The organism is Brevibacillus sp. AF8 (assembly GCF_021270385.1).
Lineage (GTDB): Bacteria > Bacillota > Bacilli > Brevibacillales > Brevibacillaceae > Brevibacillus.
Window position 1 is genome coordinate 1 of the sequence record NZ_JAGQDN010000029.1, and the last position, 18,526, is coordinate 18,526.

18 protein-coding genes and 1 other annotated feature are annotated in these 18,526 nt (G+C 47.6%); of the genes, 17 read left to right on the forward strand and 1 reads right to left on the reverse strand.

Annotated features, from left to right (window positions below; all coding sequences use genetic code 11):
• Positions 1-276: 276 nt before the first annotated feature.
• From KB186_RS25785 to pssA, 9 genes are all read left to right on the forward strand, one after another.
• On the forward strand, positions 277-1,398 hold the full coding sequence (locus KB186_RS25785; protein WP_173612310.1) for an MGDG synthase family glycosyltransferase: 1,122 nt from the start codon (positions 277-279) through the stop codon (positions 1,396-1,398).
• 29 nt (positions 1,399-1,427) lie between these two features.
• On the forward strand, positions 1,428-2,114 hold the full coding sequence (locus tag KB186_RS25790) for an HAD hydrolase-like protein (RefSeq protein ID WP_221869268.1): 687 nt from the start codon (positions 1,428-1,430) through the stop codon (positions 2,112-2,114).
• Between the two features lie 187 nt (positions 2,115-2,301).
• On the forward strand, positions 2,302-2,766 hold the full coding sequence (locus tag KB186_RS25795) for a CtsR family transcriptional regulator (RefSeq protein ID WP_048035636.1): 465 nt from the start codon (positions 2,302-2,304) through the stop codon (positions 2,764-2,766).
• 16 nt (positions 2,767-2,782) lie between these two features.
• Positions 2,783-3,301 carry a protein-arginine kinase activator protein McsA gene (mcsA, locus tag KB186_RS25800; protein WP_012683955.1) on the forward strand — a complete coding sequence of 173 codons (519 nt, stop codon included), beginning with the start codon at positions 2,783-2,785 and terminating at the stop codon, positions 3,299-3,301.
• A 19-nt stretch (positions 3,302-3,320) separates the two neighbouring features.
• Entirely contained in the window at positions 3,321-4,394 is a 1,074-nt protein-coding gene (gene mcsB / locus KB186_RS25805) for a protein-arginine kinase McsB (RefSeq protein WP_232774669.1), read from the forward strand.
• Positions 4,395-4,454: 60 nt separating this feature from the next.
• A complete protein-coding gene (locus KB186_RS25810; RefSeq protein WP_016742864.1) occupies positions 4,455-6,905 on the forward strand; it encodes an ATP-dependent Clp protease ATP-binding subunit in 2,451 nt (816 codons plus the stop codon).
• Between the two features lie 105 nt (positions 6,906-7,010).
• A complete protein-coding gene (gene radA, locus KB186_RS25815; protein ID WP_088910268.1) occupies positions 7,011-8,378 on the forward strand; it encodes a DNA repair protein RadA in 1,368 nt (455 codons plus the stop codon).
• An 8-nt stretch (positions 8,379-8,386) separates the two neighbouring features.
• Entirely contained in the window at positions 8,387-9,463 is a 1,077-nt protein-coding gene (gene disA / locus KB186_RS25820) for a DNA integrity scanning diadenylate cyclase DisA (protein ID WP_221869267.1), read from the forward strand.
• A gap of 114 nt (positions 9,464-9,577) precedes the next feature.
• Entirely contained in the window at positions 9,578-10,306 is a 729-nt protein-coding gene (pssA, locus tag KB186_RS25825; protein ID WP_173612314.1) for a CDP-diacylglycerol--serine O-phosphatidyltransferase, read from the forward strand.
• A 95-nt stretch (positions 10,307-10,401) separates the two neighbouring features.
• On the opposite strand, the gene KB186_RS25830 is transcribed toward pssA, so the two are convergent.
• Positions 10,402-10,797, reverse strand: a complete 396-nt coding sequence (locus KB186_RS25830) for a DUF1573 domain-containing protein (protein ID WP_173612315.1) — start codon at positions 10,795-10,797, stop codon at positions 10,402-10,404.
• Positions 10,798-11,083: 286 nt separating this feature from the next.
• On the opposite strand from KB186_RS25830, the gene KB186_RS25835 reads away from it, so the two are divergent.
• The 8 genes from KB186_RS25835 to rlmB all read left to right on the forward strand — a co-directional run bounded on the left by KB186_RS25835 (position 11,084) and on the right by rlmB (position 18,525).
• On the forward strand, positions 11,084-12,172 hold the full coding sequence (locus tag KB186_RS25835; RefSeq protein ID WP_173612316.1) for a PIN/TRAM domain-containing protein: 1,089 nt from the start codon (positions 11,084-11,086) through the stop codon (positions 12,170-12,172).
• A gap of 27 nt (positions 12,173-12,199) precedes the next feature.
• Positions 12,200-12,886 carry a 2-C-methyl-D-erythritol 4-phosphate cytidylyltransferase gene (gene ispD / locus KB186_RS25840; protein ID WP_232774670.1) on the forward strand — a complete coding sequence of 229 codons (687 nt, stop codon included), beginning with the start codon at positions 12,200-12,202 and terminating at the stop codon, positions 12,884-12,886.
• Between the two features lie 3 nt (positions 12,887-12,889).
• Positions 12,890-13,363, forward strand: a complete 474-nt coding sequence (ispF, locus tag KB186_RS25845) for a 2-C-methyl-D-erythritol 2,4-cyclodiphosphate synthase (RefSeq protein WP_232774671.1) — start codon at positions 12,890-12,892, stop codon at positions 13,361-13,363.
• A gap of 87 nt (positions 13,364-13,450) precedes the next feature.
• Positions 13,451-14,917 carry a glutamate--tRNA ligase gene (gene gltX, locus KB186_RS25850; protein ID WP_173612319.1) on the forward strand — a complete coding sequence of 489 codons (1,467 nt, stop codon included), beginning with the start codon at positions 13,451-13,453 and terminating at the stop codon, positions 14,915-14,917.
• A 27-nt stretch (positions 14,918-14,944) separates the two neighbouring features.
• Positions 14,945-15,204: a binding site (T-box leader), on the forward strand.
• Positions 15,205-15,293: 89 nt separating this feature from the next.
• Positions 15,294-15,959, forward strand: a complete 666-nt coding sequence (gene cysE / locus KB186_RS25855) for a serine O-acetyltransferase (RefSeq protein WP_064202937.1) — start codon at positions 15,294-15,296, stop codon at positions 15,957-15,959.
• On the forward strand, positions 15,940-17,346 hold the full coding sequence (cysS, locus tag KB186_RS25860) for a cysteine--tRNA ligase (RefSeq protein WP_173612320.1): 1,407 nt from the start codon (positions 15,940-15,942) through the stop codon (positions 17,344-17,346). Before cysE ends, cysS begins: the two co-directional genes overlap by 20 nt.
• A 17-nt stretch (positions 17,347-17,363) precedes the next feature.
• Positions 17,364-17,768: a Mini-ribonuclease 3 gene (locus KB186_RS25865; protein WP_007716204.1), complete on the forward strand. Its 405-nt coding sequence runs from the start codon at positions 17,364-17,366 to the stop codon at positions 17,766-17,768.
• Position 17,769: 1 nt separating this feature from the next.
• Positions 17,770-18,525 (forward strand): 23S rRNA (guanosine(2251)-2'-O)-methyltransferase RlmB, encoded by a 756-nt coding sequence (gene rlmB / locus KB186_RS25870; protein ID WP_173612321.1) that lies wholly within the window; start codon positions 17,770-17,772, stop codon positions 18,523-18,525.
• Position 18,526 lies beyond the last annotated feature (1 nt).

The following is an 18,526-nucleotide window of genomic DNA, read 5'->3' on the forward strand; positions in this document are numbered from 1 at the left end:
GGAGCTGACGAATACTAATCGGTCGAGGACTTATCCACACACTTAGCAATCATGCGTATTCAGTTTTCAGGGAATGAATCCAACCTCTTTACCCCAGAATGGGTAAGGAGGTTTTTCGTTTTTACAGCAAAAAGTCAAACTCGCGATTATTTTGTCGATAAGTTAGGCCGAATGACCGACAAGTTCCCTCTTGCAGACGGGTCTTGGGGTAGACTAACATGAGAAGGTACCTGATCCAAGCGTTGGAGTAGGCGAGGTTATGAAGGAGAATCGTTCATGAAAAAAATTCTAATCTTTTCCGCTTCCATCGGTAACGGACACAACCAGGCAGCGCGGGCTATGCAAGAAAGCTTGGCTGAGAGTGGTTGCACATCAATGATCATCGATACGCTGGAATATATTAGCCCCACCTTTCACAAGATTTTGCTGGAAAGCTATATGAATCTGTTAAGGCTGTCACCCAAGATGTGGGGCAGAATTTATCATAATACAGAAAAAACCCGTTTCTTCGATATGAATGTGCTGATGAATAAGTTATTAGCAAACAAACTAAAAAAGCTGATCAACAGTGTACAGCCTGATGCCTTTATTGCTACGCATCCATTTGCAAGCTGTATGCTCTCCGTACTGAAAGGAAGAAATGACTGGAAGGAACCAATCTATACAATTATTACCGACTATACCATCCATCCTTCATGGATTAATCATCATATCAACTATTACTTCATCGGCCATGAGCAACTGTATTACCTGTTAGACGTTTATCGACAGGATCATCAAAAATTCATTCCGATGGGCATTCCCATCATGAAAAAATTCAGCTTGCCATTGGACGCCGATTTGATTCGGCAAAAGCTGGGCCTCGCTCCTGGACAAAAGAGCATTATTCTTTCGGGGGGCGGATTGGGTCTCGGCTCGATGGAAAAGGTATTAGATGGGTTAGAAGAGATTAACATTCCTCTGAAAACCTTTGTGTTAACAGGGACAAACGACAAGCTGTACAATAAAGTGACAAATCGTACGTATCGCCATGAAGTCGTTCCGCTAAAATTCATCAATAACTTCCACGAATACTTGGAGACTGCTGATTTAATTGTCACCAAATCAGGCGGACTTACATCAGCTGAAGTAATGAGTAAACGGGTACCCATGATTGTTTACAACCCTCTGCCTGGACAGGAAGAGAGGAACAGCCACTTTTTGCTCAATAATGGATGTGCAGTGCACGCGAATCTATCCGAGCAGTTGATTTACTTTATCGATGAACTATTGCATAGCCCGTCCAAGGTGGAATATATGCGCAGAATGGGACAGAAAATCTCAAAGCCAGATGCTGCACAACGAATTACTGAGTTTATCATGGATGATATGAATATGCTGCCAGGGAAAATAGAATAGCTGCCTAGCCAGACAAAATGGAGGAACCCATGACTGTACCATTCGCGATATTATTTGATATGGATGGCACGTTACTGCAAACTGAAAAGCTGTCGACCCCGGCATTTATCCGAACGTTTGACCAGCTTCGTCAAAAAGGGCTATGGCAAGGAGAAACCCCTGACGAAAGTGAACTGATCAATGTACTGGGAATGACGATCGAGCAGATCTGGGACAAATTGCTACCGGGCGCGAGTGAGGAAGCCATTCACTCAGCAGACGCCTTTTTGCTAGACAATGAAATCCAGTTACTCAAAGAACGAGTGACTGAGCTATACCCGGATGTAAAATCAACCTTAGAAAAGCTGCATGAAAAAGGATTTGCATTGTTTGTAGCAAGCAATGGGCAGGAAGAATATATCGATGCCATTTGTCAGGAATACGAGTTAAAGCCGCTGATGACCGACCTGTACTCCGCTGGCCGTTTCCGTACGCATTCCAAAAATGATCTGGTTGCAAAATTGTTGTCTGATTACAAAATTGGGCAAGCCATCATGGTAGGAGATCGTCACTCCGATGTGGAAGCAGGCAAAACAAACGGTTTATTTACCATTGGATGCGACTTTGGCTTTGCCAAACCAGGCGAGCTTGATGGGGCAGATATCATCATTACCAGCTTCTCACAGCTACTAAATCATTTGCCAGCAATCGACACCAATACGCAAAAACAGGCATAAACCATTCCTCAGGGAGTGGTTTTTTTGTTGATCATGTCCAAGTTTCAAGCGACCCTCTTTTGCCCACACTAGAATGTGTAAGGGACACTTGCGGGCACGCACTAAACCCATTATAATTAAAGTCAAAGATAGTCAAAGTCAATAGGTACCTCATAAGAACATACACAGAGGAATAGGAGGCGATGACTTGCGTAACATCTCGGACATCATTGAACATCACTTGAAAAGCATCATTACAAACAGTCCCAATGGATCGATCGAGATTCAGCGTAGTGAGCTTGCCGACCATTTTCAATGTGTGCCGTCTCAGATCAATTACGTCATCAATACGCGCTTTACCGTTCAAAAAGGCTACATCGTAGAGAGTAAGCGCGGGGGCGGCGGGTATATTCGCATACGCAAGGTGCAGATTGTCAGCAAAGCACGCTTGCAAGAATTGCTAACAGAAGAACTGATTGGTGAGAGCATCAGTCAAAGCGTGGGAAATGCGATCGTAGAAAGACTATTTGAGGAAGGATTAGTCAACATCAGAGAAGCCACCTTGATGAAAATCGCTACCTCGAGAAACGTATTGACCTTAGAAGCTGAATTGCGGGATCGTTTGCGGGCAAATATTTTAAAGCAGATGATCGCAGCAATCTTGTTGAAGTAAAAGGAGGTATGATGATATGAACTGTGAGGAATGCGGAAAACGACCGGCGACACTTCATTTGACGAAAATCGTCAATGGCGAAAAAACCGAATACCATATTTGCGAGCAGTGTGCTCATGAAAAAGGGGACGTCTTTACCGGCTTTCACAACTTCAGCATCAACAATCTCCTGTCAGGACTTTTAAAATTTGATCCCATGCAAAAGAATGGACGCGAAACGGCAACGAATAAGCCGCTTCAATGCGAAACATGTGGACTCACATATGCTCAATTTAGTAAAAGTGGCCGATTTGGCTGTAGTGATTGCTACACCTTTTTGGGAGATCGGCTGGACCCACTTTTCCGCCGGATTCATGGAAACACACAGCATAGTGGAAAAGTACCAGAGCGCACCGGTGGCAAACTGAAGATCCGTAAAGAGCTGGAGCAACTAAAGCAAGCGCTGCAAAGTCATGTCGCCAGTGAAGAGTTCGAGAAGGCAGCAGAAATGCGTGATCGAATTCGAGCATTGGAACAAAAAATGGCCCAATCGTAGCAAGGGAGGTTAGCTGGTTATGTCCCAAAAGCAGTTTATGCAAAACCCGTGGAGCAATTGGATGAAAGGAGAAGGTCCTGATTCCGACATTGTCATTAGTACACGGCTGCGTATCGCCCGTAACCTGCGCCAGCACCCCTTTCCGTTATTGGCAACGGACTCGCAGGGCGAGGAAGTCGTCAGAAAGGTAACGGAAGTAAGCGATTCGGAGGCAATGCGCAAACGGCATCAGCTCCAGGCTATCCATATGGATCAAATTAACCCGTTAGAAAAACGCGTGCTCGTAGAAAAGCATCTAATTAGCCCCCATCTGGCAGAGGAATCTCGCAAAGGTGCCGTATTACTTCGGGAAGATGAGTCTGTCAGCATTATGGTTAATGAAGAAGATCACATTCGAATACAGGTACTATTACCCGGGTTTCGTTTGAACGAGGCATGGGAAATAGGTACGAAGATAGACGACATTTTTGAGAAAAACTTGAACTACGCGTTCGACGAAACACGTGGATATCTTACAAGTTGCCCAACCAATGTGGGTACGGGAATTCGTGCATCCGTGATGCTGCACTTGCCCGCTCTGGTGATGACGCAGCAGATCAGCAGAATTTTACAGGCGATTAATCAAGTTGGTCTGGTCGTTAGAGGAATTTACGGAGAGGGCAGCGAAGCTCTAGGGAATCTTTTTCAGTTATCCAATCAGGTCACACTGGGGATGTCTGAGTCCGATATCCTTTCCAATCTCTACGGTGTAGCCAGACAGATTATTGAGCAAGAGCGTGTGGCACGTACGTACTTGCTGGAGCATACACGGGTTTCTTTGGAGGATCGGATTTTTCGGTCGTTTGGCATCTTGATGTATGCTCGCACGGTAGAGTCCAAAGAAGCGGCTCAGCGCCTGTCCGATGTCCGTCTGGGGATTGATCTTGGCATCATTCCAAACGTGTCTCCGCTGGTCCTAAACGAACTGTTGGTCACGACACAGCCAGGGTTTTTACAACACCACGCTGGTCAAAAGCTCACTCCGGACCAACGCGACGAAAGAAGGGCAAGGTTGATCCGCGAGCGTCTGCGCGTAGTAGAATCGCAAGAGTAATGGTATCACGCAATTGTTAACCATATAGAGAAAAAACACGGTTATACGGAGGTGTACGATATGATGTTTGGACGTTTTACAGAACGAGCACAAAAAGTACTGGCGCTTGCCCTGGAAGAGGCGGTTCGTCTCGGGCACAAAGATATTGGGACAGAGCATGTGCTACTGGGACTCATTCGAGAAGGCGAAGGGATTGCTGCAAAGGCACTGCAATCACTTGGGCTTGGCCTCGATAAAATCCAGAGTGAAGTGGAGTCGTTAATCGGGCGAGGAACAGAGCAGTCCGGTAGTAATTACACACCAAACTATACACCTCGCGCCAAAAAGGTCATTGAACTGTCGATGGACGAAGCTCGCAAACTGGGTCATACCTATGTGGGGACTGAACATATTCTGCTTGGCTTGATCCGTGAAGGAGAAGGCATTGCTGCAAGAATCATGAACAATTTGGGCGTTAGCCTGAACAAGGCACGTCAACAGGTGCTTCAGCTGCTTGGCAGCTCGGAAATGATGGCATCTCATCAACCGTCTGGAGGGAATCCAGCTGCGAATACGCCGACACTGGACGGCTTGGCTCGGGATCTGACTGCAATTGCTCGTGATGGCGGGCTGGACCCAGTCATCGGTCGCCAAAAAGAAATCGAGCGTGTGATCCAAGTACTTAGCAGACGCACCAAGAACAACCCTGTTTTGATTGGGGAGCCTGGCGTCGGGAAAACAGCTATCGCAGAAGGTCTTGCCCAAAAAATCGTGAACAACGAAATTCCGGAGACCCTTCGTGATAAGCGCGTCATGACCCTCGATATGGGAACTGTTGTTGCGGGAACCAAATATCGCGGTGAGTTCGAGGATCGTCTGAAAAAAATCATGGACGAAATTCGCCAAGCAGGAAACATCATCCTGTTTATTGATGAGCTGCACACCTTGATTGGTGCCGGTGGAGCAGAAGGCGCAATTGATGCCTCCAACATTTTGAAGCCTGCTCTGGCACGTGGCGAGCTACAGTGCGTAGGTGCTACTACGCTGGATGAATATCGCAAGTACATCGAAAAAGACGCAGCACTGGAGCGTCGTTTCCAACCGATTCAGGTTGATGAACCGACAGCGGAGGATGCTATTCGTATCCTGCATGGCCTACGTGATCGTTACGAAGCCCACCATCGCGTCAAAATTACCGATGAAGCAATTGAGCAGGCAGTAAAACTGTCTGACCGCTATATTACGGAACGCTTCCTGCCTGACAAGGCCATCGACTTGGTTGACGAGGCGGCATCCAAAGTTCGCTTGCAATCCTTTACGGTTCCACCCAACCTCAAAGAGCTGGAGGGACGTTTGGAAGAGGTACGCAAGGAAAAAGACGCTGCCGTACAATCACAAGAGTTCGAGGAAGCAGCAGCCCTTCGCGATCAGGAGCAAAAACTGCGTGAAGAGCTGGATAAAACGAAAAAAGACTGGAAAGAGCGCCAAGGCCAGCTGAACATGGAGGTTACGCCAGAAGACATCGCGCAAGTAGTGGCGAGCTGGACGGGTATTCCTGTGTTGAAGCTGAAGGAAGAAGAAACAGAGCGCTTGCTGAAGATGGAAGAGATTTTGCACGATCGTGTCATTGGCCAAGATGAAGCAGTCAAATCCATCTCGCGTGCGATCCGCCGTGCCCGTGCTGGCTTGAAAGACCCAAAACGCCCGATCGGCTCGTTTATCTTCCTGGGACCTACCGGTGTTGGTAAAACTGAATTGGCTCGTGCTGTGGCGGAGACACTTTTCGGTGACGAGGATGCCATGATCCGTGTGGATATGTCTGAGTACATGGAGAAGCATTCCACCGCTCGCTTGGTAGGTGCCCCTCCTGGCTACGTAGGCTTTGACGAAGGCGGCCAGCTAACCGAAAAAGTTCGTCGCAAGCCTTACTCCGTCATTTTGCTGGACGAAATCGAGAAAGCTCACCCAGACGTATTCAACATCCTCTTGCAAGTATTGGATGATGGCCGTCTGACAGACTCCAAGGGGCGTACCGTCGATTTCCGCAACACGGTTGTCATCATGACTTCCAACGTCGGAGCCAGCATGATCAAGAAAAATACAACGCTTGGCTTCACGACCAACGATTCGGAAAGAAAGTATCAGGACATGAAGGACAAAGTCATGGATGAGCTGAAGAAGAGCTTCCGTCCTGAGTTCCTGAACCGTATCGATGAAGTAATCGTGTTCCACTCTTTGGAGCAAGAGCACATCGAGCAAATCGTATCGCTCATGACAGAAGAGCTGCGTAAACGTTTGAAAGAGCAAGACATTGATTTCCAATTGACTGAAGAAGCCAAGAAAGTACTGGCAAAAGAAGGCTTTGATCCGGCCTATGGTGCACGCCCTCTGCGTCGTGCTATCCAGCGCCACATCGAGGATAATTTGTCTGAGGAATTGCTCAAGGGTACGATCAGTAAAGGCGATACCGTCAATATCGAAGCCGAAGAAGGCAAGCTGGTAGTCAAGCGCCTCGAAAAAACGAAATCGTAAGCTGTTGAAACGTAATAGAATGCCTCCTGATTCAGGAGGTATTCTTTTTTTGGGTGCGTAATTATGATAAAAGTAGAGAAATTAAATCCAAGTGAGGGTGCGATTATGTCAAAGTATAAAACGAAATACGCGTGTCAAGAATGTGGCTATGAATCGCCAAAATGGATGGGGAAATGTCCAGGATGCAGCAGCTGGAACACGTTGGTAGAGGAAGTGACGGTAAAAAATGCCCATCGTCACGAAGGGCTGAGCGGAGGCCAGCGCCAATCTGCGATTCCATTAACCCAGGTAGCCAGTGAAGAAGAGCCACGGATGGATACGACGATTGGAGAATTGAATCGTGTTCTAGGTGGAGGGCTTGTTCCGGGTTCACTCATTTTGGTGGGGGGAGATCCCGGAATCGGAAAGTCGACCTTGCTTTTGCAGACTTCTTTTGCCTTGGCTCATCAAGGGGCGAAGGTTCTCTATGTATCGGGAGAGGAGTCGGCAAAACAAATCAAAATTCGCGCGGATCGACTTCATTTGCAAACGCCGCCGATGTTTGTATTGGCAGAAAATGATTTGGATTTGATCGAACAGCATATTAATCAAGTAGACCCGGATGTGCTGATTATTGACTCGATCCAGACCGTGTTTCACCCGACGATCCAATCGGCTGCGGGGAGCGTCGCACAAGTGCGCGAGGCTACTGCTCAATTGATGCGAATTGCAAAAGGAAAAGGGATCGGTACCTTCATTGTCGGTCACGTAACCAAGGAAGGTTCTATCGCTGGTCCGCGTATGCTTGAGCACATGGTGGATGCTGTTCTCTATTTTGAAGGGGAGCGCCATAATACGTTTCGAATTTTGCGCGCCGTCAAAAACCGTTTTGGTTCGACAAACGAAATCGGTATTTTCGAAATGAAGGATCGCGGCTTGGAGGAAGTGGCGAATCCATCTGAGATATTTTTGGCAGAGCGTCCATTTGGCGTTGCGGGTTCCACGGTCGTAGCCAGTATGGAGGGCACACGTCCCGTTTTGGTTGAGCTGCAAGCTCTCGTTGCCCCGACCAGCTTTGTAACCCCACGGAGAACGGCAACAGGGGTCGACCATCAGCGTGTGGCGATGATTATGGCAGTGTTGGAAAAGCGCATGGGCATGATGCTGCAAAATCAGGATGCATATGTAAACGTAGCAGGTGGGGTCAGACTGGATGAGCCAGCAGTTGATTTGGCGATTGCCGTAAGCATTGCAAGCAGCTTCCGTGACCACGCTACCAATCCGCATGATGTTGTTATCGGAGAAATTGGCTTGACTGGTGAGGTGCGCGGTGTCTCTCGTATTGAGCAACGAGTACGAGAAGCACATAAATTGGGCTTTAAGCGTGTCATCATACCAGAGAAAAACATCCGCGGTCTGGATGCCCCAGCAGATATTCAAGTAATTGGTGTGAGCAATATTGCCGATGCGTTGAACGAGGTGATAAGGAGGTAGGAGTGGGCATGCAGGGGAACATCAAAAGAACTCCGCAAATCGGTGATGTGCTTCGTCTCGTGGCACCCGGTACACAGCTTCGTGAAGGGTTGGAAAATGTTTTACGGGCCAAAACCGGGGGTTTGATCGTTATTGGGTGCGGTCCGGAGATGAAGTCGATTGTCGATGGCGGTTTTTCCATCAATTGTGATTTTTCTCCTGCCCATTTGTATGAATTAGCGAAGATGGATGGGGCGATTATAGTAAGTGAAGACGCAAAACGCATCCTGTACGCAAATACGCAAATCTTCCCGCCCTCCTCAATCCCCACGAGCGAGACGGGGACACGGCATCGTACAGCACAACGCACGGCCATTCAAACGAATCATCTGGTCATTGCTATCTCCCAGCGTCGCAATGTAATCACGCTATACCAGGGGAATTTCCGGTATGTTTTAAGCGAAATTAGTGTCATTTTGGCCAAGGCGAATCAAGCTGTATCTACCCTTGAGAAATACAAGGCCGTGCTTGATCAAACTTTGACGAATCTCGGTGCGTTAGAATTCGAGGAGCTCGTTACTTTACACGAAGTTGCCTCGGTTTTGCAACGGATTGAGATGGTGTTACGTATTAAGACAGAGGTCTCCAAGTACATATGTGAGCTAGGAGTAGAAGGAAGGCTCGTCAGTATGCAGTTGGAGGAACTGGTTTCAAACATTGAGGAAGAGGCTCATATGCTTATCCGGGATTATTCCCGAGATGCATCCTATTCACCTGATCTTGTGCTGCGGGACATGAAAAAATTAAACTCAGAGGAAATGCTGGAGCTCACCTCTTTTTTGCGAACGCTGGGGTATTCCTCTAATGCCAGTATGCTGGATGAATCGGTTTCCCCTAGAGGTTATCGGATCCTGTACAAGATCAGGCGTCTGCCCGTTACGATCATCTCGAATCTGGTAGAACATTTTCATCATCTGCCTCGAATCATGATGGCAACGATTCAGGAATTAGACGAAGTGGAAGGCATTGGCGAGGTTCGAGCGAGAGCGATTAAAGAGGGACTGAAACGGATTCAAGAACAAGTGTTCATTGACAGGCACATTTAAAGTAGAATAGGATAAAGGCATTATTTGTATTCAGCATTTGCCTAAGGGACTTGGATAAAAACAAGGTCAACAGGATAACCTGCTCCTTACGCAAAAGAAATCAGGAGGTAGTCTATGTTCGTGAAATCGTTACCGAACATACTAACCGTAAGCAATTTGTTTCTGGGAGTTTTAGCAATTATTCTTGCGTTTCGAGGCGATCAATACGTCGAATATGCAGCGATCACAGTGATCATTGGTATGCTGGCAGACGGGCTGGATGGACGTGTAGCTCGTATGTTGAATGCCCAAAGTGAGTTCGGGAAGGAATTGGATTCCCTTTCTGACGTTATTACATTTGGGATTGCGCCAGCGTTCATCATGTATGTTGTCGTCTTGCAACACTTTGATTTGCTTGGGATTCTCATTACAGCCATTTTTCCGATCTGCGGTGCGCTACGTTTGGCGCGTTTTAACGTACAGGCCGGGGTTCCGGGGTATTTCATCGGCTTGCCGATTACGGCAGCGGGGGGCGTACTGGCTACGCTCGCACTCTATCACCAGGTATTCACTCCGGTATTGCTTGCCGTAAGTATGTTGTTGCTTGCCTTTTTGATGGTATCAAAGGTCAAGTATCCTAACTTTAAAAAAGTGGGGATTCCAAAGTCTGCTTACTGGATCACACCCATTATCATCGCGATTGTGGTTGTTGTAGCGATTAAGTACCCGCAGCAATTTCCAAAAATCGTTTTCCTGCCACTTGCTTTTTATGCACTGTACGGAATAAAAAAAAACGTTGACTTTCTCGTCAAAAAATTACGCAAGCGTAAAAACAAAGAGGAAGAAACCGTTCCGTTTGAATAGTTACGACCTAAAAAAACCCACACTTCAATGTGCGGGTTTTTCTTTTTTGTATGCAACTTTTTTTAGGGTTCATTCGTAATACGAGTAACGGACTTTTAAGACAGATTGAAGACACCCAAAGTATTCAGGCGGTTGGATTCTTTCTGAAGCACATCTTCTAGCTTAATGTCAGTAATATTGCACAAAGCAGTGAGGTAGAAGATGTTTTTGCCAAGCTCAGCAGTAACTACATCGCGACAATGCTCGCACAGCGGTCCGTTAAAGTGGGTGTCCAAATGGGACTTGTTGTCCTCCAGATTCTTGTTCGAATCGTACGTCTGTTTTTTGGCAACCACTTCGACACAGCCGCATTCGGTGATGGCTTTTGTCAGTGAACGGTTAATGCGGGATGCCGTTTCCTGAACTTTGGACATGACGTCCAGTACGCTACGATGTCTGATCAAAAGCTCCGATACTTGCGTTTGAAAGTCGTCTATGTTTCGATTGTCCATCTGGTTCACCTCTGCTTTAGGCTGTTGGTATCGTCATAATTTTCTCTCATTACGATACTGACATTATAAGAAGGGAGTCAGCTCCCTGTCAATTTATCATCAAAGGAAACGAGTGTTCCCGGGTTGACGAGAAAATGACAACTATGTTAAAATTTTTGGCTATTTGACATGGCAAAATCTTTTTTGCTATAGTGAGGGAAAGTAAAATGAAGCATTATAATGATTTGGAAAAAAATAGGGTTTTACTCTTAGGCTTCTGTCTATATTAGTAAAAGGAGGTGAAGGCATGTTACGCCGAGTAGGAAAATTCATTTTTGTTTTGATTGGTGGCGGATTGGGGTATCGATTTGGTGACGAATTGTTTTCGTTGCTCGATCCATTGTTAAACTTTGGTGTAGTAGCCGGATCGCAATATATTGGAGCTATACTGGGTGCCATCTTGTTTTTCTTTTTAGCGAATTGGGTTGTGGATTATGTTCTGCGCATCGTTCGATGGGGTGAAGAGGCACTCGTCAAAATGCCGGTTGTCGATGTGATGTTCGGAGCGATGGGGTTGATTAGTGGTCTTATTGTTGCATTCTTATTATTCCTGCCCATCAGTAAAATTCCGATTCCATTTGTAGGAGATCTTTTGCCGTTAATTGTTTCCGGGTTGCTCGGTTATTTGGGCTTCCAGGTAGGATTTCGCAAGCGGGACGAGATTATGTCGGTATTTTCGATTGGACGCAAGGACAGGAAAAAGGAAAGTGCGACAACTGCCGTTAACTTGGAAAATAAAATTCTCGATACCAGTGTCATCATTGATGGACGCATCGCAGATATTTGCCGTACCGGCTTTCTGGAAGGGGTACTGGTCATTCCGGGATTTGTGTTAGAGGAGCTGCAGCATATCGCCGATTCCTCCGATGTACTGAAGAGAAACCGCGGTCGTCGGGGTCTGGATATCTTGAATAAGATTCAAAAAGAAATGAAGGTAAAGGTTCAGATTTGGGAAGGCGATTTTGAAGAAGTATCCGAGGTGGACAGCAAGCTGATCAAGCTCGCAAAGCTCATTAACGGAAAGGTCGTAACAAACGACTTTAACCTGAATAAGGTATGTGAGCTGCAAGGTGTTGCGGTATTGAACATCAATGATTTGGCAAATGCAGTCAAGCCTGTAGTTTTACCTGGAGAAGAGATGAACGTTCAAGTCATCAAGGATGGAAAAGAGCACGGTCAGGGTGTCGCTTATCTGGATGATGGCACGATGATTGTTGTAGAGGGCGGACGAGAATACATCGGAAACGACGTTGATGTTCTCGTAACGAGTGTACTGCAAACTTCAGCAGGACGTATGATCTTCGCCAAACCAAAGTTACTGGAACGAGCATTATAGAAAAGCCAACAGGAGAGGGATGAATCAGTGAGCACGGGTGTCGTGATCGTTGCAGCCGGTTCGGGTAAACGAATGGGTGGACAACGAAACAAGTTGTGGTTACCGCTTGCGGGCGAGCCGATCTTGGCTCATACGGTACGTCTTTTTGCCACTCATCCCGACATTGATGAAGTCGTGCTGGTGGTGAGTGAAGCAGACCACGCAGAAGTTATGGCCTGGATCTCGGCTGAAAAGCTGGCGGTCGTGGTTACTCTGGGTGGAGCAGAGCGACAAGACAGTGTGAGAAACGGCTTGGCATCACTATCCGCAAATTGCGATTACGTACTGGTTCACGATGCTGCCCGTCCTTTCGTCACTCGCAAACAGATCAGTGACATGATCAAACAGGTGCAACAAGATCAGGCAACGATCATGGCAGTACCTGTCAAAGATACGATTAAAGTGGTGGGGGCAAATGGACTCGTAGAGTCAACTCCGGCACGGGAAAGCTTGTGGGCGGTTCAAACCCCACAAGCTTTTCGTATGTCTTTATTGCGAGAGGCACATCAGGCAGCTGAGGCAGCGGGGAAGCAGGGTACGGATGATGCGATGCTGGTTGAGTGGCTAGGTCATCCGGTATCGATTATGCAGGGAAGCTATGAGAACATTAAGATTACGACGCCAGACGATCTGTGGTTTGGTGAAGAGATATTGCGGAAACGAAAGGGAGAGTAGCTCATGCGTATTGGACAAGGTTTTGACGTGCATCAATTGGTAGAGGGACGTCCATGCATTATCGGAGGCGTCACCATCCCGTATGAAAAAGGTTTGCTAGGGCATTCTGACGCGGACGTTCTTCTCCATGCGATTAGTGACGCGATTCTTGGTGCGATTGGTGAGGGGGATATTGGTCGTCATTTCCCGGATACAGACCCGGCTTTCAAGGATGCCGATAGCGTAAAGCTGCTGGAGCATGTATGGAAGCTGGTTCTGGAGCGCGGTTACCGTTTAGGAAACGTGGATGCAACGATCATTGCCCAAGCACCGAAGATGGCGCCGTACATCCCGCAAATGTGTGCAGTCATTGCCCGCGTGTTGGAGGCAGACGATCTCTCGCAAGTGAATGTGAAGGCGACGACATCGGAGAAACTCGGTTTTACAGGCAGAGGAGAAGGAATCGCTGCTCAGGCGGTATGCTTGCTTGTCAAGTAGAGGGGCAAGGTGTAACATAAAGCCTTAGATACGTTTTTACTTAGGTCAAGGTTATAGCCTTTTACATTCATAAGGATGGTGCTACCAATGGCGAAAGAAATTCGCACTCGTTATGCGCCGAGTCCTACGGGGCATTTACACATCGGCGGTGCGCGAACAGCGCTCTTCAATTATCTTTTTGCGAAACATCACGGTGGTTCATTCATCGTTCGGATTGAAGATACGGACCAAACGCGCAATAAGGAAAATGCGGACGAAGAACAAATGAAAAACCTGAAATGGCTCGGCGTAACATGGGAAGAAGGTACAGACGTTGGTGGACCATATGGACCGTACCGTCAAACAGAGCGCCTGGACATTTATCGGAAATATATCGATCAACTGCTGGCAGAAGGCAAAGCGTACTACTGCTACGCGACAAAAGAAGAGTTGGATGCAGAGCGTGAAGAACAGCTCGCGCGTGGAGAAACGCCACGTATTCTGGAAAAGCATCGCCATGTAACGGACGAGCAGCGTGCTCAGTACGAAGCAGAAGGCCGAGTGCCATCCATTCACTTCCTCGTTCAGGATGATCGCGAGTATGTCGTGAACGACCTGATTCGTGGCCAGGTAACATTCAACTCCAACGAGATGGGCGATTTCGTTATTTGCCGTCCGGATGGGATTCCTACATACAACTTCGCCGTTGTAGTGGACGACTATTTGATGAAAATTAGCCACGTCATCCGTGGAGAAGAGCATCTGTCCAACACGCCTCGTCAATTGATGATTTATGAAGCGTTTGGGTGGGAAGCGCCTGACTTTGCTCACTTGGCACTGATCCTCAACCAAGACGGTAAAAAGATGTCCAAGCGCGACGAGAGCATTCTTCAGTTCATTGAACAGTATCGTGACCTCGGCTTCTTGCCAGAAGCAATCGTGAACTTCCTTGTTCTTTTGGGATGGTCTCCAGGTGGCGAGGAAGAGATTTTCTTAATGGAAGATCTGATCAAGCTGTTCTCTATGGACCGCGTGAACAAGTCGCCAGCTGTCTTTGATGCAACGAAGATGAACTGGATGAACAACTTCTATTTGAAGCGCCAACCGCTGGATATGATCACAGACATGTGTATCCCGCATCTGCAAAAGGCTGGCTTCATCGAAGAGAATTTGTCTGCCGAGAAGCGCGAATGGGTTCGCAGTATCGTAGGTCTGTACCAGGAACAAATGTCCTACTGTGCGCAAATCGTTCCGTTGGCAGCTCTTTTCTTCCTCGACGAAGTGGTGTACGATGAAGAAGCAACTCTGGTGCTGAAAGAACCGCAATTGCCGGAAGTACTGACTTCCTTTGTGAAACACCTTTCTGCCCAGGATGCATATAATGTGGATGTTATTAAAGCGGTACTCAAGGACGTGCAAAAGGAAACGGGTCACAAAGGCAAGGCGTTGTTTATGCCGGTTCGCGTAGGAGCAACTGGCCAGGCGCATGGTCGTGATTTGGCAGAGACGTTGTATCTGCTCGGCCGCGACAAGGTGATTGCACGCGCACAGCAAGTAATTGCAAACGGTCAGTAAGTATTGGCTGGTTTTCTTTTATAAATATGGAATGCGACGATCAGGAGAAGTACAACAGTCTGCACATCTACAGAGAGGATGGATAGGTGAGAGCCATCTGATGTGCCCTGTATGGAAATGCCCCTGTGAGCAATGAGCTGAACCTATCTTTTTGAAAAGATGTCAGTAGGCGCCATCGGCTTCCCGCCGTTATCGGGATAAGAGCGAGATCGTTCAAAGTTGTTTGTTAAGTCTTTGCAGCCAAGACGATCTAAGCAGAGTGGAACCACGGTAAACCCGTCTCTGTCCCTTCGTATTTGAGGGGATGGGGACGTTTTTTATTTTAGAGGAAGTTGAACACTCGGCAGGTAAATCAGGCAGGAGGTGCCACCCAAAAATGTTAGCACAGATGAGAGATGACATTCATGCTGTTTTTGAACGAGACCCGGCTGCGCGCAGTACGTTGGAAGTCGTCATGACCTATTCCGGTTTGCACGCGATATGGGGGCACCGGATTGCCCACAGGCTCTGGAAGGCTGAGCTGTGTACACTCGCCCGAATTGTTTCTCAACTATCCCGTTTTTTCACGGGAATTGAGATTCACCCGGGCGCAACTATTGGCCGCGGCCTGTTCATTGACCATGGCATGGGTGTTGTGATCGGAGAAACATGCGAAATCGGAGACAATGTAACGATTTATCAAGGGGTTACACTCGGGGGAACAGGTAAAGAAAAAGGGAAGCGTCACCCTACGATCGGCAATGATGTCATTATTGCGACGGGAGCAAAAGTGTTGGGCTCCTTCAAAATTGGCGATAATTCAAAGATAGGGGCTGGTGCTGTTGTCTTGCAGGAGGTACCGCCTAACTCGACCGTAGTAGGAATCAAGGGACGCATCGTCATTCAGGATGGCAAGCGGGTCAAAAACGATCTCGACCATGTAAACATGCCAGACCCGGTAGCGGATACGATTCGTATGATGCAAAAGGAAATTGATCAATTACGCAAAGAATTGGAGCTTTTGAGGGAGGATAAAAAGAACGATGGGCATTCAGCTAACTAACACGATGACACGGCGAAAGGAACCGTTTCACACATTGGAGCCAGGAAAGGTAAAAATGTACGTGTGCGGCCCGACCGTGTACAATTACATCCACATTGGAAATGCGCGCCCTGCCATTGTATTTGATACATTGCGCCGTTACTTGAAATATCGTGGCTACGAAGTGACATTCGTGCAAAATATTACGGACGTAGATGACAAACTGATTCGTGTGGCGAATCAGGAGGGTGTCACTGTCAAAGAAGTGGCGGATCGATACACAGATGCGTACAATGCTGATCTGAAATCACTGAACGTATCACCACCGGATATTCAACCGCGAGTGATGCAGACAATTCCAGAAATCATTGAATTCGTGCAAGGACTGATTGAAAAAGGCTTCGCCTATGAGAGTGAAGGTGACGTCTATTTCCGCACAGGACGTTTTCAGGAATACGGAAAGCTATCGCATCAACCGTTGGATGATTTGCAGGCAGGTGCTCGTGTGGAAATCAACGAGAAAAAGGAACATCCCCTGGACTTTGTACTTTGGAAAGCGGCTAAGACTGGAGAAGTTACCTGGAATAGTCCGTGGGGCGAAGGAAGACCGGGATGGCATATTGAGTGCTCGGCAATGGCCCTGAAGTTTTTGGGTGAGGAAATCGATATCCATGCGGGCGGAACAGACCTTGTGTTCCCGCATCACGAAAACGAAATTGCCCAGTCGGAGTGCTTTACGGGTAAAGTTTTTGCTCGCTACTGGCTACACAACGGGATGCTCAATATCGATAACGAAAAAATGTCCAAATCTCTCGGGAATTTCTTGCTTGCACGCGATCTTTCGGAAAAATTCGGTGGTCAATTAATTCGCTTCTTTATGCTTCAGGGACACTATCGCAACCCGATCAATTTTAGCGAAGAGTTGATCGAACAAGCGGCCAATGGTTTGGATCGAATCAAGACGGCGTATACGAATCTGTCCCATCGACTGGATACCGTGCGCGCAGAAGAGCCGAATGATCAGGCACAGGAGCAGGCACGAATCATTGGAGAGCTTCGCGAGCGCTTCATTGCTGAGATGGATGATGATATTAATACTGCGAATGCGATTACCGTTATTTTTGACGTCGTGAAGGAAGCCAACCTGTATTTGCGTCATCAAAATGTAGGCGAAACCGAAGTTCGTGCGTACATGGATTTGTTGGTGGAGTTGACGGAAGTTCTTGGTCTTGAAATTGCAGAAGGGCAGGAGCTGTTGGATAGTGAGATTGATGCGTTAATCGAAGAGCGCACAGAAGCTCGCAAAGCAAGAAACTTTGCGCGTTCTGACGAAATCCGCGATCTGCTCGCAGCAAAAGGAATCGTGCTGGAGGACACGCCACAAGGTGTTCGCTGGCGTCGAAAATAAGGGGCCGAAGAAAATAGATGCAAAAAGAAGAACTGACCCGAGATCCTAATCTGACAAATCCACTCGTGCTTGCCTTCCTCGGTGATGCTACCTATTCGCACTGTGTCAGGTATCATTTGATCGCCAAGGGGCTGGTTAAACCAAACCAGCTCCACAAGGCGGCAAACCGCTATGTTTCAGCGAAAGCACAGGCCAATGTGTTGTTGACGTTAATGCCCACATTGCCAGAGGAAGAATTGAATGTAGTGAAGCGGGGGCGGAATGCCAAATCCGGCTCCAGTGCCAAAAACGCCGATATTATCGACTACCGTCATGCAACGGCTTTTGAAGCATTGATCGGGTACCTGTACTTGAGTGGAAAAGAAGAGCGGATCGCTGAAATTGTGCAGCAGGCTTTTGCCATAGTGGAAGGAGAATCATGAAATGAGTGAAGAGTGGATTCTGGGGAAAAACCCCGTCATCGAGGCTTTGCGATCTGGCCGTACGATCAATAAGATTTGGATTGCAGAGGGAACGAATAAAAATCTGATGGGGCCTGTCTTTGCCTTGGCAAAAGAACAGGGTGTCATTGTGACGACAGCGAACCGCAAAAAGCTGGATCAGCTCGTGTCGACGGACAACCATCAGGGTGTTGTGGCTTCTGTTGCTGCTTACGATTACGTAGAAGTAGACGATATTTTGAAGCGGGCAGAGGAAAAAAACGAAGCGCCGTTCATTTTGCTGTTGGACGAGCTGGAAGATCCGCATAACCTAGGCTCCATCATGCGGACAGCCGATGCAGTTGGGGCTCATGGTGTCATCATTCCGAAACGGCGTTCTGTCAGTCTTACAGCAACAGTGGCAAAAGCTTCGGCTGGGGCAATCAACTACGTGCCAGTAGCGCGAGTGACGAATTTGGTTCGTACCATGGAAGAGCTCAAAGAACGCGGTGTTTGGATCGCAGGAACAGACGCGAGTGCCAAACAAGATTTCCGCGAGGGTGATTATACGATGCCGCTTGCGATTGTCATTGGCAGTGAAGGAAAAGGCATGAGTCGTCTCGTCCGGGAAAACTGTGATTTTCTGTACAGCCTTCCGATGGCGGGAAATGTTACCTCACTCAATGCTTCTGTAGCAGCTGCCTTGTTGATGTATGAAGTCTATCGCTCCAGGAGTCCAATTCCGACGCGGGTGAAATGAC

What these genes read in the sequence shown, in the direction of transcription:
- radA (WP_088910268.1), top strand. Translation starts at nt 7,011, where the DNA reads ATGTCAAAGTATAAAACGAAATACGCGTGTCAAGAATGTGGCTATGAA.
- cysS (WP_173612320.1), top strand. Translation starts at nt 15,940, where the DNA reads ATGGGCATTCAGCTAACTAACACGATGACACGGCGAAAGGAACCGTTT.
- mcsA (WP_012683955.1), top strand. Translation starts at nt 2,783, where the DNA reads ATGAACTGTGAGGAATGCGGAAAACGACCGGCGACACTTCATTTGACG.
- KB186_RS25830 (WP_173612315.1), bottom strand. Translation starts at nt 10,797, where the DNA reads ATGGACAATCGAAACATAGACGACTTTCAAACGCAAGTATCGGAGCTT.
- rlmB (WP_173612321.1), top strand. Translation starts at nt 17,770, where the DNA reads ATGAGTGAAGAGTGGATTCTGGGGAAAAACCCCGTCATCGAGGCTTTG.
- ispF (WP_232774671.1), top strand. Translation starts at nt 12,890, where the DNA reads ATGCGTATTGGACAAGGTTTTGACGTGCATCAATTGGTAGAGGGACGT.
- KB186_RS25790 (WP_221869268.1), top strand. Translation starts at nt 1,428, where the DNA reads ATGACTGTACCATTCGCGATATTATTTGATATGGATGGCACGTTACTG.
- disA (WP_221869267.1), top strand. Translation starts at nt 8,387, where the DNA reads ATGCAGGGGAACATCAAAAGAACTCCGCAAATCGGTGATGTGCTTCGT.
- cysE (WP_064202937.1), top strand. Translation starts at nt 15,294, where the DNA reads ATGTTAGCACAGATGAGAGATGACATTCATGCTGTTTTTGAACGAGAC.
- KB186_RS25865 (WP_007716204.1), top strand. Translation starts at nt 17,364, where the DNA reads ATGCAAAAAGAAGAACTGACCCGAGATCCTAATCTGACAAATCCACTC.
- KB186_RS25810 (WP_016742864.1), top strand. Translation starts at nt 4,455, where the DNA reads ATGATGTTTGGACGTTTTACAGAACGAGCACAAAAAGTACTGGCGCTT.
- mcsB (WP_232774669.1), top strand. Translation starts at nt 3,321, where the DNA reads ATGTCCCAAAAGCAGTTTATGCAAAACCCGTGGAGCAATTGGATGAAA.
- pssA (WP_173612314.1), top strand. Translation starts at nt 9,578, where the DNA reads ATGTTCGTGAAATCGTTACCGAACATACTAACCGTAAGCAATTTGTTT.
- KB186_RS25785 (WP_173612310.1), top strand. Translation starts at nt 277, where the DNA reads ATGAAAAAAATTCTAATCTTTTCCGCTTCCATCGGTAACGGACACAAC.
- gltX (WP_173612319.1), top strand. Translation starts at nt 13,451, where the DNA reads ATGGCGAAAGAAATTCGCACTCGTTATGCGCCGAGTCCTACGGGGCAT.
- KB186_RS25835 (WP_173612316.1), top strand. Translation starts at nt 11,084, where the DNA reads ATGTTACGCCGAGTAGGAAAATTCATTTTTGTTTTGATTGGTGGCGGA.